Annotated in this window: 12 protein-coding genes and 1 pseudogene; 7 read left to right on the forward strand and 6 right to left on the reverse strand. The window is 63.3% G+C overall.

Going from position 1 to position 15,089, the window contains the following annotated elements; translation table 11 throughout:
- Positions 1 to 53: 53 nt before the first annotated feature.
- Positions 54 to 1,306, reverse strand: a protein-coding gene (locus ACSQ8Y_RS02130) for an IS3 family transposase (protein WP_436264818.1) whose coding sequence is annotated in 2 segments (ribosomal slippage) — positions 54 to 1,027 and positions 1,027 to 1,306 — 1,254 coding nt in all. Because the reading frame shifts where the segments join, the coding sequence is not laid out codon by codon here.
- A gap of 65 nt (positions 1,307 to 1,371) precedes the next feature.
- On the opposite strand from ACSQ8Y_RS02130, the pseudogene ACSQ8Y_RS02135 reads away from it, so the two are divergent.
- Positions 1,372 to 2,285, forward strand: a pseudogene (locus tag ACSQ8Y_RS02135) (IS5 family transposase); the annotation flags it as partial.
- 187 nt (positions 2,286 to 2,472) lie between these two features.
- Here the strand turns inward: ACSQ8Y_RS02135 and ACSQ8Y_RS02140 are convergent.
- Positions 2,473 to 2,892 (reverse strand): type II toxin-antitoxin system HicB family antitoxin, encoded by a 420-nt coding sequence (locus ACSQ8Y_RS02140; protein WP_436264819.1) that lies wholly within the window; start codon positions 2,890 to 2,892, stop codon positions 2,473 to 2,475.
- A 402-nt stretch (positions 2,893 to 3,294) separates the two neighbouring features.
- Here ACSQ8Y_RS02140 and ACSQ8Y_RS02145 point away from each other — a divergent pair, with 402 nt between their 5' ends.
- Positions 3,295 to 5,487, forward strand: coding sequence for a LamG-like jellyroll fold domain-containing protein (locus tag ACSQ8Y_RS02145; protein WP_436264820.1), 2,193 nt, complete (start codon positions 3,295 to 3,297; stop codon positions 5,485 to 5,487).
- Between the two features lie 50 nt (positions 5,488 to 5,537).
- Here the strand turns inward: ACSQ8Y_RS02145 and ACSQ8Y_RS02150 are convergent, their stop codons facing one another.
- Positions 5,538 to 5,861, reverse strand: coding sequence for a PEP-CTERM sorting domain-containing protein (locus tag ACSQ8Y_RS02150; RefSeq protein WP_436264821.1), 324 nt, complete (start codon positions 5,859 to 5,861; stop codon positions 5,538 to 5,540).
- Between the two features lie 104 nt (positions 5,862 to 5,965).
- Positions 5,966 to 6,145: a hypothetical protein gene (locus ACSQ8Y_RS02155; protein ID WP_436264822.1), complete on the reverse strand. Its 180-nt coding sequence runs from the start codon at positions 6,143 to 6,145 to the stop codon at positions 5,966 to 5,968.
- A 150-nt stretch (positions 6,146 to 6,295) separates the two neighbouring features.
- On the opposite strand from ACSQ8Y_RS02155, the gene ACSQ8Y_RS02160 reads away from it, so the two are divergent.
- The 5 genes from ACSQ8Y_RS02160 to ACSQ8Y_RS02180 all read left to right on the forward strand — a co-directional run bounded on the left by ACSQ8Y_RS02160 (position 6,296) and on the right by ACSQ8Y_RS02180 (position 10,933).
- Positions 6,296 to 7,360 (forward strand): patatin-like phospholipase family protein, encoded by a 1,065-nt coding sequence (locus tag ACSQ8Y_RS02160; RefSeq protein ID WP_436269731.1) that lies wholly within the window; start codon positions 6,296 to 6,298, stop codon positions 7,358 to 7,360.
- A 96-nt stretch (positions 7,361 to 7,456) separates the two neighbouring features.
- Positions 7,457 to 8,923, forward strand: a complete 1,467-nt coding sequence (locus ACSQ8Y_RS02165) for a catalase (RefSeq protein WP_436264823.1) — start codon at positions 7,457 to 7,459, stop codon at positions 8,921 to 8,923.
- 99 nt (positions 8,924 to 9,022) lie between these two features.
- Positions 9,023 to 10,147, forward strand: a complete 1,125-nt coding sequence (locus ACSQ8Y_RS02170) for a M14 family metallopeptidase (protein ID WP_436264824.1) — start codon at positions 9,023 to 9,025, stop codon at positions 10,145 to 10,147.
- Between the two features lie 2 nt (positions 10,148 to 10,149).
- Positions 10,150 to 10,614 carry a CYTH domain-containing protein gene (locus ACSQ8Y_RS02175; RefSeq protein WP_436264825.1) on the forward strand — a complete coding sequence of 155 codons (465 nt, stop codon included), beginning with the start codon at positions 10,150 to 10,152 and terminating at the stop codon, positions 10,612 to 10,614.
- A 28-nt stretch (positions 10,615 to 10,642) separates the two neighbouring features.
- Positions 10,643 to 10,933, forward strand: coding sequence for a hypothetical protein (locus ACSQ8Y_RS02180; protein WP_436264826.1), 291 nt, complete (start codon positions 10,643 to 10,645; stop codon positions 10,931 to 10,933).
- Positions 10,934 to 10,968: 35 nt separating this feature from the next.
- Here ACSQ8Y_RS02180 and ACSQ8Y_RS02185 read toward each other — a convergent pair whose 3' ends face one another.
- Positions 10,969 to 12,234 carry a DUF2863 family protein gene (locus tag ACSQ8Y_RS02185; protein ID WP_436264827.1) on the reverse strand — a complete coding sequence of 422 codons (1,266 nt, stop codon included), beginning with the start codon at positions 12,232 to 12,234 and terminating at the stop codon, positions 10,969 to 10,971.
- A 119-nt stretch (positions 12,235 to 12,353) separates the two neighbouring features.
- Positions 12,354 to 15,062: an aconitate hydratase AcnA gene (acnA, locus tag ACSQ8Y_RS02190; protein WP_436264828.1), complete on the reverse strand. Its 2,709-nt coding sequence runs from the start codon at positions 15,060 to 15,062 to the stop codon at positions 12,354 to 12,356.
- Between the last annotated feature and the right edge of the window lie 27 nt (positions 15,063 to 15,089).

Consider the following 15,089-nt stretch of genomic DNA (forward strand, 5'->3'; position numbering starts at 1 on the left):
CCGAGATCGATTTGTAAAGTGGACCCGTCAGTCAAGACACTTTGCCGGTTAATTTAAGCTGTGCCCATTTCCACCTCGTCAGCTGCCCGGCGCTGCCCCGTATTTCTCTTGTCCTGCGGCTTATCGTCATCGTCACCAAACCTGTCGACGATCAATGCACCGCCGCCAACACCGGCGCTGTAGACATGGCTGGGCGTTTGGTAGCCCAGCGCCTGGTGCGGGCGCTGCGCGTTGTAGAACGCGAAGTATTGCGCCAATCCCACCGTCAACTCCGCCATGTTGACGTACCCATTCAGATACACATCCTCGTACTTCACGTTCCGCCACAGCCGCTCGACAAAGATGTTGTCCAGCGCCCGGCCACGTCCATCCATGCTGATGGTGACGCCCTCACGCTTAAGCACATCGGTAAAAGCCGTGCTGGTGAATTGCGAGCCCTGGTCGCTGTTGAACACCTCCGGCCCTCTGTGGTGGCGCAAGGCGTCCTCCAGGCAGTCCACGCAAAACGACGCGTCCATGCTATTGCTGATGCGCCAGGACAGCACCTTGCGGCTGTACCAGTCGATGACCGCCACCAGATAGGCGAAGCCCCGCGCCAGCCGAATATAGGTGATGTCCGTCGACCACACCTGGTTCGGCCGCGTTACCGCCACACCGCGCAGCAGGTACGGATAGACCTTGTGCTTCGGGTGCGGCTTGCTCGTGTTCGGCCCCGGCGCCATACCCGCCAGCCCCATGCTGCGCATCAGGCGCTGCACGCGCTTGCGGTTGACCTCATGGCCCGCTGCGCGCAGGAACACCGTCATGCGTCGGCTGCCGTAAAAAGGCCGGCGGGTGTACTCCTCGTCAATCAGCGCCCGCAGCTTCAGGTCGTCCTCGTCCTCGCACGCCTGCCGGGTTGCCGCATCGATCCGCCGGTACACCGTCGCGCGCGGCACACCGGCCAGCTCGCATTGGCGTGTCAGCGGCAGCTTTGCGTGCTCGGGTTCGATCCAGCCAAAGCGCGCCTGTTGGCTCACGGCCCCAGCTTTTTTTTAAGCCAGTCCACTTCCATTTTCAGCCGCCCGATCTCGCCGTACAGCTTGTCCTCCGGGCTGCTTTCATCGATCGGTTTCGGACCGCGTTTGGTGTCGAACAAGGCCCCGGCGTTCTCCAGGATTTCCTTTTTCCATTGCCCCACCAGCACCGGATGCACGCCGAACTCCTGCGCGATTTCCGTCACCGTCCTTACCCCGCGTACCGCTTCCAGTCCGACCTTGGCCTTGAACTCTGCCGTATGTACCCTGCGTTTTTTGCCTTCTGCCATTTGCTCTCATCCTATCGAGGACAACAGCTTAAACCAACGTCTCAAACTCGGGGTCCACTATATTGGTCACTCCGTGGGGCAAGCTGCACAAGCTGATCGAACCGTTTTATCCGAAGGCCGCAGGTGCGGGCCGCCCTCCAATTGGCTTGGCGCGCATGTTGCGAATGTATGTGCCCAGCAGTGCTTCGGGCTGTCCGACGAAGGCATCGAGGACGCGATCTACGACAGCCAGGCGATCCGGGGTTTCGTCGGCATCGACCTGAACCGCGAGTCGGCCCCGGACGCGACGACCTTGCTGAAGTTCCGCCATCTGCTTGAGGCCAACGGCCTGACGCGCCAGATATTCGACACCATCAACGGCCACTTGGCCGAGAAGGGTTTGATGATGCGCGAAGGGACCATCGTTGATGCCACCTTGATCGCCGCGCCGCCGTCGACCAAGAACCAAGACAAGCAGCGCGATCCCGAAATGCACCAGTCCAAGAAGGGTAACGACTGGCACTTCGGGATGAAAGCGCATATCGGCGTGGACGCGACGTCCGGCTTGGTGCACACCGTCATCGGCACGGCCGGCAACGTGGCCGACGTCACCCAGGCACACGCGCTGCTGCACGGTGACGAGATCGCCGCGCTCGGCGACGCGGGCTATCAAGGCGTTGAAAAACGCGAAGAGAACCAAGGCAAATCGGTCACTTGGTTTGTCGCCATGAAGCGTGCAGCGCGCAAGGCGCTTCCGAACAACAAGCTGGGACGCCAGCGTGAAAAGCTGGAAGTGCTCAAGGCTAGCGTGCGGGCGAAAGTCGAGCATCCGTTTCGTGTGTTGAAGAACCTCTTCCGCCACCGCAAGACGCGCCATCGGGGCTTGGCAAAGAACACTGCCCAACTGTTCTCGCTGTTCGCTTTCGCCAACTTGGTGCTCGCTGGCCGGCGCTTTAAGTTGCCGACACCCGAACTCCGTCCCGAGCGTAGCAATAGGTAGGCATTGGGGTGAATTCGCCACTTTCCATGCCCTTTTGTACGTTTTCGAGACCGCTATTGCAACCCCGAACACGTCCAGCGCGCCGAAAAGCTTAATTGTTCAGCGTCTCTCTAGCGGTGGCTTTGTCCATTTCCAACGTTGGAAAGCACTACGCCTGATCGACGCGGTGTAGTGTGACATGAAAGTATCAGGCCAGCGACACATTTAGCGACTTACCCAGCGCCCTGGCGGCCTGCTCCACGAATTCGATCTTCGACGAGTGCGACAAGTCGAACAGGCGGTCAACTTGCGGCGTGTGCACGTCGAGCATGCGGGCGAGGTCGGCTTTGCGCAGCTGCTGCGCGTGCATCTCATTCCACAGCAGCACTTTCGCCGTGTCGAGTGCTGGCAGCGCTACAACGTGCTGGCCGGCGGCAGGTTCGGATGGAAGAGGCACCGGGCGGCGCTGGTCAAAGTAAATGTCGAGCGCAGTCTCCAGGGCGTCAACTGCATTGCGCAGCGCGTCCGCTTCATCGTCGCCGACGGAGTTCGCCTCGGGGAAGTCGGGGAAGCCGACCAGGTATGAACCGTTGGTGTCCGGCGTCAGGGTGACAGGGTAATTCAACATGTCTATTCCTTAAAAAAGGTGAGTGCCTTTGCTTGGCTGCTATTGCTAATAGTTCCGACTGCGGATTTACGGGTATCGCCAGCAATTCAGATAATGAAACAAATATGTTGTGTTTTGCAAGATTAAAATAACATATTTGTTGTGTTTTCTCCGTCCCGTCCAAGGCGACAAGGAAGAATGGCTGGGCCTCGCGTGAGCACGCCGCGCCGCCCACTGCAAAAGAGGTGCGCTGTACTGCCGGGCCGCGCATCCTGCGCCACTGCACAAATTTCATGAAAGATTTTTATATATCGAATACAATCGCCTCAGGGTAACGTTCGCCGACAGCTGACGCCCCCATCTTGTTCCGGCGCCCGCCGGATCGAATCCCTGACAGCGGTACAACCCCGGAGTGAAGCAAACATGAACAACGCGGTCGAAAATGTTATCGAAAACAGCGGTGCGGAGATCTCCCGCCGCACCTTCCTGTACAGCCTCTCGGCGCTGGCGCTGGCGGGTTGCGGCGGTGGCTTGGCGGGGGGCGGGCTGGGCCTGTCCTCCAGCGAGGGCGGCGCAGCCAAGCTGCGGCAGGGCGGTGCGCCGCTGGGCGCGTTTGTTCACCCCGGCTTGCTGCACACGGAGGCCGATTTCACGCGCATGGCGGCGAAATACACCACCAGCCCATGGAGCGGCAGCTGGAACCTGCTGATCAACAACAGCCATGCCAGCCTGGGCTACAACCCGCGTCCCGTTGCCATCGTCTATCGCGGTTACGACGGCGTCCATCCCGAGAATTACGGCCTGCTGTTCAACGACGTGGCGGCGGCCTACGCCTGCGCGCTGCGCTGGAAGGTCTCGGGCAATACCGACTATGCCAACAAGGCGGTGCAGATCATGAACGCCTGGTCGGCCGTGCTGACCTCCATCCAGGGCACCACCGACGCCGCGCTGGCGGCCGGCCTCTACGGCTACGAGTTCGCCAACGCCGCCGAGATCATGCGCGGCTACAGCGGCTGGGCCGCGGCCGATTTCGACCGCTTCAAAAACATGATGCTCACGGTTTTCTATCCGATCAACCACGACTTCCTGATACGCCACAACGGCACCGAGATCACCCACTACTGGGCCAACTGGGACCTGTGCAACCTGGCTTCCATGCTGGCCATCGGCGTGCTGTGCGACGACCAGGCCAAATGGGACGAAGCCATCGCTTACCTGAAGGGCGATTCCGGCAACGGCGGCATCGGCCAGGCTGTGTATTATCTGCATGCCGGTTATCTGGGCCAGTGGCAGGAATCCGGGCGCGACCAGGGCCATACCTCGCTGGGCGTCGCGCTGCTGGGCGCGATCTGCGAAATGGCGTGGAACCAGGGAGAGGACCTGTACGGCTACGACAACAACCGCTTCCTGGCGGGGGCGGAATATGTCGCCAAGAGCAATCTGATCGAGTCCGGCACCAGCTATTACACCGTGCCCTACGTGACCTACAAAAATATCGACGTCAAACAGGCCGTCTTCAGCACATCCGCCCAAGGCAATGCCCGGCCTTGTTGGGCGCTGGTCTACAACCATTATGTCAACCGCAAGGGGCTGGCTGCGCCGTACTCGAAACTGTTCATGCAGAAGGTCCAGCCAGAGTGGGGCGGCTCCGGCGGCACCAGCGGCGGCTACGACCAGCTGGGCTATGGCACGTTGACTTGCACGCTAGACCCCATCGCCAGCGGCGCCGCGCCCAGCGGGCTGACCGCCTATGCCATCGGCGGCGCGGTGGTGCTGTCGTGGTGGGGCAGCGCCTACGCCACCAGCTACACGCTGCAGCGCGCCACGACGCCGGGCGGACCGTACTCGACGGTGGCCAGCGGCATCGCGGATTTGCTCACTTATAGCGACAGCGGCTTGCCGGACGGCACCTACTACTATGTCGTGACGGGCAGCACGCCATCGGGCACGACGGCCAACTCCAATGAAGCCAAGGTCGTGGTTGGCGTGCAACTGCATACCTACCTGGCCTTCGATGAACTGAGCGGCACGGTCGCCGCCGACGCCAGCGGCCTGGGCCACACCGGCACGCTGAACGGCGGCGCCACCTGGGTGGCCGGCAAGAAGGGCAATTGCCTGTCGCTGAACGGCAGCACAGGCTATGTCAGCCTGCCGGAGGGCATCATGTCCGACGTGGGCGACGCCACCATCGCTTGCTGGGTGTACTGGAACGCCAGCCGGGCTTGGGAGCGCGTGTTCGACTTCGGTTCCGGCATCGGTCATTACATGATGCTGACCCCGCGTGCGGGGAACACCGGCCCGGCGCGCTGCACGATCACGGTCAACGGCTGGACCAATGAGCAGAACATCGACAGCAGCGCGGCACTGCCCACGGGGCAATGGGTGCATGTGGCGGTGACGCTGTCGGGCAGCACTGGCACGCTGTACTTGAACGGCGTGCAGGCCGGCATCAATACCGGCATGTTCCTGGCGCCGTTCCGTCTGCAAAACACCACCAGGAACTGGATCGGCCGCTCGCAGTTCCCCGACCCGTATTTCAACGGCAAGGTCGACGAGTTCCGCATCTATCGAGGCGCCCTCGGGGCGGCCGAGGTGGCGGCGCTGATGACGGCCTGACAGAGACGCAAACCGGCCTGGCGCAGGCGCGTGGCGCGCCTGCGTATCGCTTATGCTTCTGAACTGAATTTCGGCGGCGCCGCCGGTCGTCGCGCGACCAGGCTGACCAGCCCTACGCCGATCAACAGCATGACGTATACCGGCGGTTCGGGGATGGGGCTGACGGTGGGCGGCGCGGCCTGCGCGGTGCTGGCCGGCGCCATATTGGAGAGCGCGATCAGGTCGGCTTCGGTGATGTAATTGATGTCGCCGGGACTCGGCGGCAGCAAGGCATTGTTTCCGGCCTGGTACAGGATTTCGGCCGCGCGGGCGGTACCGGTGGCAGCTCCCGCCAACAGCAGCGTGAGCAGGAATTTCTTCAGTACAGTGTGCATGGTGACTCCCAGAGCTAGCATATTTTCGCCTACACTATCACGAAATCCATCACCATGTCGCTTGATTAATAATTTCACTTTTGCAATGTTTCTGTTGCGCTGCACTAATTGCGGCGGCGCATCTCCGGATAGGCCAGCACGCGCGTGATGACGCCGGTCGGCACTGCTTTATGCAGCATGAAGACCCAGGCATTCGCAGCGCCGGCCTTGCTGTCTATGGATATGCCTTCCTCGACGCAACGGGCCAGGAGATGGTTGCTGCGTGTTGGCTGCTGCGTGTACATGATGGCTCTCCGTTGTTTTATAAATATGTATTTGTGCGGCGCAATGATACCTCGGGCCGGACCGCAGCTGCGTTCCGCAGACTTTGGTTACAATCAGCTTAGACCCCTGGACATGGAGAGCAAGTGAAACCGAAAGCGGAGCGCGCGGCGATGCCGGGGCAAGTCGTACTCGTACTGCAGGGCGGCGGCGCGCTGGGCGCTTACCAGCTGGGTGTGTACCAGGCCATGAGCGAGGCGGGCATCGAGCCGGACTGGGTGATCGGCACCTCGATCGGCGCGCTGAACGGCGCCATCATCGCCGGCAACCCGCCCGGGCGGCGGGTCGAGCGGCTGCGCCAGTTCTGGACCATGATGGAATACCACTCCACGCTCTACCCGGGCCTGCCGCGCGAGTTCGACAACGCGCTGACCATGTCGCAGGGCATACCGGCCTTCTTTTCGCTCAATCCGGCCACCTGGTGGAACCCGAACGCCAAGGTCGGCGTCGAGAACGCCTCCTTCTACCGCACCGGGCCGCTGCACAAGACGCTGGCCATGCTGGTCGATTTCGATTACCTGAACAGTAACGGCACGCGCTTCACGGTGGGGGCCGTCAACGCCCGCAACGGCCAGATGCGCTATTTCGACAGCAAAAAGGAAACGCTGGGCGTGGACCACGTCATGGCTTCCGGCGCGATCCCGCCCGCCTTCCCGGCGGTGCGCATAGACGGCGAGCCCTACTGGGACGGCGGCATCTATTCGAACACGCCGATCGAGGCGGTGCTGGACGACGAACCGCGCCGCGATTCGGTGATCTTCTCAGTGCAAGTGTGGAATCCGGACGGCAAGGAACCGCAAAGCGTGCTCGATGTGCTGGAGAAGCACAAGGAGATCCAGTACGCCAGCCGCGCCAGCAATATCGAGCAGCAGCGCCGCATGCACCGCCTGCGGCACGTGGTCCGCCAGCTCGCCATGCAGCTGCCGGACGAGGTGCGCGCCAGCGCGGAGATGCGCGAACTGGCCGCCTGGGGGTGCGGCAGCCGCATGCACATCGTCATGCTGAAGGCGCCGCGCCTGGACAGCGAGGACCATACCAAGGATATCGATTTCACGGCCGCCGGCATCCACCGCCGCTGGAAGGCCGGCTATGAAGATACGCAGCGCGCCTTCGCGGCCCAGCCGTGGAATGCGCCGGTCGACCCGGTCGAGGGCGTGGCCATACACGAGGTGTTTTAATGAAAAACTATCGATACAATAGAATCAATTGTCTTTGTTAATCAATGATGTAGCTTTAGAATGATTTCACCCCGAAAACATCCTTGAGGAGCAAACATGAGCCAGCAGCCAACGATCACCACTGCGTCCGGCATCCCGGTCGCCGACAACCAGAACTCCATCAGCGCGGGTCCGCGCGGCCCGCTGTTGCTGCAAGACTTCCACCTGATCGAGAAGCTGCAGCACTTCAACCGCGAGCGCATCCCCGAGCGTGTGGTGCACGCCAAGGGTTCGGGCGCCTATGGCACCTTTACCGTCACGCACGACATCAGCCGCTACACCAAGGCCAAGCTGTTCTCGGCCATCGGCAAGCAGACCGAAACTTTCGCGCGTTTCTCCACCGTGGGCGGCGAGCGGGGCAGCGCCGACACCGAGCGCGATCCGCGCGGCTTCGCGGTGCGCTTCTACACCGAAGAGGGCAACTGGGATCTGGTGGGCAACAACACGCCCATGTTCTTCATCAAGGATCCGATCAAATTCCCGGACTTCGTCCACACCCAGAAACGCTGCCCGCAGAGCAACCTGAAATCGGCCACGATGATGTTCGACTTCTGGAGCAAAGCGCCGGAAAGCCTGCACCAGGTGACGATGCTGTTCTCGGACCGCGGCACGCCGGACGGCTACCGCCACATGGACGGCTTCGGCAGCCACACCTACAGCTTGATCAACGAGGCGGGCGAGCGCGTGTACGTGAAGTGGCATTTCAAGACACGGCAGGGCATCAAGAACCTGAGCGCTGCGGACGCGGTGCGCCTGGCCGGCGAGGACCCGGATTATGCGCAGCGCGATCTGTTCGGCGCCATCGCGGCGGGCGATTTCCCGCAATGGGACGTCAAGATCCAGGTTGCCTCCGAGCGGGAGCTGGCGGCGTGGGGCGAGCGCACCGGCTGGAATCCCTTCGACCTCACCAAGGTCTGGCCGCACGGCGACTTCCCGCTGCAGACGGTGGGCGTGTTTGAATTGAACCGCAATCCGGTCAACTACCACGCCGAAGTCGAGCAGGCCGCGCTGTCGCCGTCGAACGCGGTGCCGGGCATGGGCTACTCGCCGGACAAGATGCTGCAAGGCCGTTTGTTCGCCTACCACGATGCGCAGCTGTACCGGGTCGGCACCAACCACCAGCATCTGCCGGTGAACGCGCCGCGCTGTCCCTTCCACAACCAGCAGCGCGACGGTGCGATGGCGATCAGCAACGGCGGCGCGGCGCAGAATTACGCGACCGTGGAAGCGGCCGGCGTGCCTGCACAGGGCATGGGGCATGGCGAGCCGGCGCTGGCGCTGGAAGGCGCAGCGGCGCGCCATGACGGACGCGGGCACGAGGACGACTACACCCAGGCCGGCAATCTGTTCCGGTTGATGACGGCGCAGGAGAGGCAGAACCTGTTCGACAATATGTCCGGACCATTGAGCCAGGTCAGCGACGAGATCGTGCAGCGGCAACTGGGGCACCTGGACAGGGCGGACCTGTCTTACGGAGCCGGGGTGCGCGCGGCGCTCAAGGCGCGCGGGCGCAGCGTGGATTGAGGCGGGCTTGCATGGCGGGTTAGCGCAAGCGTAACCCGCCATGCTCCGCCGCCGCATCAATTAAAATAGCGGTCTTGGATTTCAAATTACGGGACCGCCATGACCATTAAAATCAGCCAAAATTTCGACTCGGGCGCCATTGACGTGCTGCGCGCGGACAGTGCCGCCAGCATCGAGCTGAACCTGCGCAAGGACAGCCACGCCGACATCCGCCAGTGGTTCCACTTCCGCCTGCAGGGCGCGCGCGGCCAGGCGGTGACGATGCGCTTCCTGAACGCCGGCCAGGCCACCTACGCCAAGGGCTACGAGGGCTACAACGCCGTGGCCAGCTACGACAGCGAAAACTGGTTCCGCGTGCCGACCTCCTTCGATGGCGAGGTCATGACCATCAAGCACACGCCGGACCTGGACAGCGTCTACTACGCCTACTTCGAGCCGTATTCGTGGGAGCGCCACCTGCGCCTGCTGGGCGAAGTGGCCGAGAACCCGGCCGCGCGCGTGCTGGACCTGGGCTCCACGGTCGACGGCCGCGACATGAACCTGGTCGTCATCGGCGAGCCGGAAGCGGAGAAGAAAATCTGGGTCATCGCGCGCCAGCATCCGGGCGAAGCCATGGCTGAGTGGTTCGTCGAAGGCCTGGTCGATTCCCTGCTCGACGACGCCAACCCGATCTCGCGCAAGCTGCTGCAGCGCTGCTGCTTCTACATCGTGCCGAACATGAACCCGGACGGCTCGGTGCGCGGCAACCTGCGCACCAACGCGGCCGGCGCCAATCTGAACCGCGAGTGGATGACGCCCACGCAGGAGCGTTCGCCCGAAGTGCTGTGCGTGAAGAACAAGATCCATGAGACCGGCGTCGACATGTTCTTCGACATCCACGGCGACGAGGCGCTGCCGTACAACTTCGTGGCCGGCAACGAAATGCTGGAGAATTTCACGCCGGAGCAGGCCGCCGCGCAGAAGGCCTTCATCGAGCGCTACAAGAACGCCAGCCCGGACTTCCAGGACACCTACGGCTACGCCGCCAGCAAATACAAGGAAGACATGCTGACCCTGGCGTCCAAATATGTCGGCCACCACTTCCAGTGCCTGGCGCTGACCTTGGAGATGCCGTTCAAGGACAATGCCGACCTGCCGGATGCGCATGTGGGCTGGAACGGCGCCCGCAGCGCCGCGCTGGGCCGCGCCATCCTGCAGCCCATCCTGCTGTCGCTGGACGCCTAAGCATGGGCGTCGAGATCGAACGCAAGTTCCTGCTCACCAGCGACGCCTGGATGCGGCAGGGCGAACCGGTCCTGCTGCGCCAGGGCTATCTGTCCTCGCACGCTCAGCGCGTGGTGCGCGTGCGCATCGAGGGCGCGCGCGCGGTGATGACCATCAAAGGCAAGAACGTGGGCGCCAGCAGGGGCGAGTGGGAGTACGAGATCCCGATGGCGGACGCGCAGGAGTTCCTGGAGAAGCTGTGCGAGCAGCCCATCATCGAGAAATACCGGCGCCGCATCCCGTACGCGGGTTTCGTGTGGGAGGTCGACGAGTTCCTCGGTGCAAACGCCGGGCTGGTGGTGGCGGAGATCGAACTGCCGTCCGAGGACCAGCGCTTCGACAAGCCGGACTGGGCAGGAGAGGAGGTCACGCATGACATGCGCTACCTCAACTCCAACCTGATTAAACACCCGTACTCCGCTTGGTAAGCCCGGTTTTCCGTCCTAAACTGGAGGGATGGAAAACGACTGGACAGAATTCGCCGCGCGTATAGACGCGATCTTGCCGACCTTGGCAACCAAGGCCGACGTTGAGGCGTTGCGTGCTGATTTTGCGCGCTGGACACTGGCAACGGTGATAGGCCTGTTTATTGGCTTTGGCGGACTGTTCGTGGGAATAACCAATAGCTTGAAGCCGGCCACGCCGGCTGTCGCCCAGGGTGGCCAGCAGGCCCAGCAGCCAATAGTGATCTATGTGCCGGCAGCGGCCCCGGGGCAGCAACCCCAGCAGCCAACGCCGCAAAAATAAAGCCCTCACATCCGAGGGCTTTTTCGCAGGGCAGCTTAGTGGAAGTGCTCGTTCCCGGCCGGCGTATCCTCCGGCATTTCCGCATGCACCAGCTCGCCCGTCGGGTCGGCGAACAGCGGCGCGCCGCAGTCGTCGCAGTATTCGGACACGTAGCGCTCGCCCAGCTTCTTCACCTGCGTCACGCCCAGCGCGTTCAGGTGCTCGACGATTTCCTCGACCGGCGTGCGCGGCTTGAGCAGATCGGCGATGCCGCCCGAGATCGGGCCTTCCGGCGGCGTGCCTTCCTCGTCCTCCTGCCCGTACAGCGGCCACACCACGCCGTACACCACGTCGGCGCTCTGGCGCGGCGTGAAGGCGACGCGGTATTCGTCGATCTGGCCGTCGGCCGCTTCCTCGCCGAAGCCGGCGATCACGGCGCGCAGCTCGGACGGCTCGACCGCCAGCGTGTGCGTCAGGAAGTGCACGGCGGCGCGGATCGACACCGGACGGATCAGCTTGTCCGCCTCGCGGCAGGCCATGTAGTACGCTTCCGGCAGCAGCAGTTCGATGCCGCAGCCCGGCAGCAAGCGGTTCACGGTCGGCATCGCCTGCACGCGCCACTGCTCCAGCGCGGCCTTGCGTTCCTCGGCAAAGTTCGACTGCAGCGCCGGCATCTGCCAGCGGAACAGCGGCGCGCCGTGCGGCGCCACCACGGTGGCCAGCAGGTAGCGCGTGTCGGCCAGGAAGGGCGCCGTTTCCGGCGCCTTGGCTTCCGATTTGAACGCCACGCCCTTCAAGGCGGCTTGCGCCAGCTTGTGGGTCTTGGCGTAGGCCTCGGCGTGGGTGCGCGGCAGCTGGTCGATCGAGTACAGCATCGAGGCCATCGCCATGTGGGTGCCGTCGGCCAGCAGATGGGCCGAGAAGTGCGCCGACAGGGTGTTCAGCACGTCGGCCGGTATCGGTCCGGACGCGATGGCGAAACGGGTCCAGGCCAGGATGGGCGCGGCCACCAGCAGCACGTCGTACCTGGTGCTGACGCCGTCGGCTTCCACCGTGATGGTGCCCGACTCGCTGACCGCCTCCACGCCGTCCATCAGCACGTCGTAGGCGTTCAGGTCCTCGCGGAACAGGCCGTTCAGGGCGGCGTCGATGGTGTCCTGGTGGCTGGTCTTGAGCAGCTTCTGCAGCTGGGCGTCGAGGCTCAGCTCCCAGGTGCGTTCTTCAAGGCGGCTGGCGGACTGGCCCACGGCCTGGGCAATGGTGACGAGGCGCTGGCTGTCGGCGGTTAACTTGTGTGGCGATTCTTTGGATGGGCGACGCATAGCGCTTACTAGTCTCTGGAAAGTTCTGTTAGCCGTATTGTAGTGGATTCGGGCGATGACGGCGGTCCAAATAAAAAACGCCGGACGAATCCGGCGTTTTTGATGAAGCTGGGGACTTGTTACGCGGCCAGCAGCTGGCGCAGCACGAACGGCAGGATGCCGCCGTGCTTGTAGTAGTCGACCTCGATCGGGGTGTCGATGCGCAGCAGCACGGTGACGTCCTGCGACGAGCCGTCGGCGCGGTGGATCACCAGCGTCGCCAGTTGCTGCGGCTTGATCTCGCCTTCCAGGCCCTTCAGGTCGTACGTTTCCTTGCCGGTGATGCCCAGCGATTCAACGCTGTCGTCGCCGATGAACTGCAGCGGCAGCACGCCCATGCCCACCAGGTTGGAGCGGTGGATGCGCTCGAAGGAACGGGTGATCACGGCTTTCACGCCCAGCAGCTGGGTGCCCTTGGCGGCCCAGTCGCGCGACGAGCCGGTGCCGTACTCTTCGCCGCCGAAGATCATGGTCGGCGTGCCTTCGGCCACGTACTTCATGGCCGCGTCGTAGATCGACAGCTGTTCGCCCGACGGCTGATGGATGGTGATGCCGCCTTCGACCGCCGAACCGTCCGCTTTCGCAGGGATCATCTTGTTCTTGATGCGCACGTTGGCGAAGGTGCCGCGCATCATGATCTCGTGGTTGCCGCGGCGCGAGCCGTAGGAGTTGAAGTCGGCCTTCAGCACGCCGTTGTCCTTCAGCCATTTGCCGGCCGGACCGTCTTCCTTGATCGAACCGGCCGGGGAGATGTGGTCGGTGGTGATCGAGTCGCCGAACACGCCCAGCGCGCGGGCGCCGCTGATGCCGGTGGCGGCCGCTTTCGGGGTCATCTCGAAGCCTTCGAAGAACGGCGGCTCGGCGATGTAGGTCGAATCAGGCCAGTTGTAGACCTGGCCTTCGGTGGCCGACACGTTTTCCCACAGCTTGCCGGGGTTGCCCTTGACGTCGGCGTAGTTGGCCTTGAACACTTTCGAGTTCATCGCGAACTTCATCAGCGCGGCGATCTCTTTCGAGGTCGGCCAGATGTCGCCCAGGTACACGTCCTTGCCGTTGGTGCCCTTGCCGACCGGCTCGGTCATCAGGTCGCGCGTCATGTTGCCGGCGATGGCGTAGGCCACCACCAGCGGCGGCGAGGCAAGGAAGTTGGAGCGGATGTTCGGGTGGATGCGCGCTTCGAAGTTGCGGTTGCCCGACAGGACGGCCGAGGCGACGATGTCGTGCGAGGCGATCGCCGCGTTCAGTTCCGGGGTCAGGTCGCCGGCGTTGCCGATGCAGGTGGTGCAGCCGTAGGCGGTCACGCCGAAGCCCAGTTGCTCCAGGTAGGGCAGCAGGCCGGCAGCGGTCAGGTACTCGGTCACCACGCGCGAACCGGGGGCCAGCGAGGTCTTGATGTGCGGGGCGACCGTCAGGCCGGCTTCGACAGCCTTCTTGGCCAGCAGGCCGGCGGCCAGCAGCACGGACGGGTTGGAGGTGTTGGTGCAGGAGGTGATGGCGGCGATCAGCACGTCGCCGTTGTGCACTTTCACGCCGTCGGTGGTGGTGTACTCGGCGGTCAGGTCGGCGGCGTTCTTGTTGAAGCCGTTTTCCGTGGTCGGCTTCGAGAACAGCTCGGTGAAGTTGTTCTTCACGTTGCCGATCTCGATGCGGTCCTGTGGACGCTTGGGGCCGGCCAGCGATGGCGTGACCGAGGTCAGGTTCAGTTCCACCACGCGGGTGTAGTCGATGTCGCCGGCTTTCGGCACGCCGTACAGGCCCTGGGCCTTGAAGTAGGCTTCGAAGGCGTCGATTTCGGCCTTGCTGCGGCCGGTGCCCTGGAAGTATTCGATGGTCGCGTCGTCGACCGGGAAGAAGCCCATGGTCGCGCCGTATTCCGGCGCCATGTTGGCGATGGTGGCGCGGTCGGTCAGCGACAGCGTCTCGGTGCCGGCGCCGAAGAACTCGACGAACTTGCCGACCACTTTCTCTTTGCGCAGCAGTTCGGTAATGGTCAGCACCAGGTCGGTCGCGGTGCAGCCTTCGCGCAGCACGCCGGTCAGGTTGACGCCGATCACGTCCGGGGTCAGGAAATAGACCGGCTGGCCCAGCATGCCCGCTTCGGCTTCGATGCCGCCCACGCCCCAGCCGACCACGCCGATGCCGTTGATCATGGTGGTGTGCGAGTCGGTGCCGACCAGGGTGTCCGGGTAGTAGACGCCGTCGGCCGCCTTGTGCACGCCGCGCGCCAGGTACTCCAGGTTAACCTGGTGCACGATGCCGAAGCCCGGCGGCACCACGCCGAAGGTGTCGAAGGCCTGCATGCCCCACTTCATGAACTGGTAGCGCTCGTTGTTGCGCGAGAATTCCAGCTTCATGTTCAGGTCCAGCGCGTTCGGCTCGCGGAAGTGGTCGATGGTCACCGAGTGGTCGACCACCAGGTCGACCGGCACCAGGGGTTCGATTTTCTTCGGGTTGACACCCATTTTCGAGGCCACGTTGCGCATGGCGGCCAGGTCGGCCAGCAGCGGCACGCCGGTGAAGTCCTGCAGCACGACGCGGGCAACGACGAAGGGAATCTCGTCGGTGCGCTCGGCGGTCGCGCCCCAGCTCGCCAGCTGTTTCACGTGTTCTTCCGTGACTTTTTTTCCGTCGCAGTTGCGCAGCACGGATTCCAGCACCACGCGGATCGATACCGGCAGGCGGGAGACGTTGATCCCCAGGCTTTTTTCCAGCGCCGGCAGCGAATAGAACTTTGCCTTCTTGCCGGAAATGTTGAAATCTTTCAGCGTGTTCAGAGTGTTGCGGGACATGACCTCTCCTTCAGTGGGTATCGTCTG

The sequence above is a fragment of the Pseudoduganella sp. LjRoot289 genome (assembly GCF_964252925.1).
Classification (GTDB): domain Bacteria; phylum Pseudomonadota; class Gammaproteobacteria; order Burkholderiales; family Burkholderiaceae_D; genus Rugamonas.

Excerpts from the sequence above, each read along its gene's own strand:
- ACSQ8Y_RS02145 (WP_436264820.1), top strand. The coding sequence starts at position 3,295 with ATGAACAACGCGGTCGAAAATGTTATCGAAAACAGCGGTGCGGAGATC.
- ACSQ8Y_RS02185 (WP_436264827.1), bottom strand. The coding sequence starts at position 12,234 with ATGCGTCGCCCATCCAAAGAATCGCCACACAAGTTAACCGCCGACAGC.
- ACSQ8Y_RS02170 (WP_436264824.1), top strand. The coding sequence starts at position 9,023 with ATGACCATTAAAATCAGCCAAAATTTCGACTCGGGCGCCATTGACGTG.
- ACSQ8Y_RS02175 (WP_436264825.1), top strand. The coding sequence starts at position 10,150 with ATGGGCGTCGAGATCGAACGCAAGTTCCTGCTCACCAGCGACGCCTGG.
- ACSQ8Y_RS02165 (WP_436264823.1), top strand. The coding sequence starts at position 7,457 with ATGAGCCAGCAGCCAACGATCACCACTGCGTCCGGCATCCCGGTCGCC.
- acnA (WP_436264828.1), bottom strand. The coding sequence starts at position 15,062 with ATGTCCCGCAACACTCTGAACACGCTGAAAGATTTCAACATTTCCGGC.
- ACSQ8Y_RS02155 (WP_436264822.1), bottom strand. The coding sequence starts at position 6,145 with ATGTACACGCAGCAGCCAACACGCAGCAACCATCTCCTGGCCCGTTGC.
- ACSQ8Y_RS02140 (WP_436264819.1), bottom strand. The coding sequence starts at position 2,892 with ATGTTGAATTACCCTGTCACCCTGACGCCGGACACCAACGGTTCATAC.
- ACSQ8Y_RS02160 (WP_436269731.1), top strand. The coding sequence starts at position 6,296 with ATGCCGGGGCAAGTCGTACTCGTACTGCAGGGCGGCGGCGCGCTGGGC.
- ACSQ8Y_RS02150 (WP_436264821.1), bottom strand. The coding sequence starts at position 5,861 with ATGCACACTGTACTGAAGAAATTCCTGCTCACGCTGCTGTTGGCGGGA.
- ACSQ8Y_RS02180 (WP_436264826.1), top strand. The coding sequence starts at position 10,643 with ATGGAAAACGACTGGACAGAATTCGCCGCGCGTATAGACGCGATCTTG.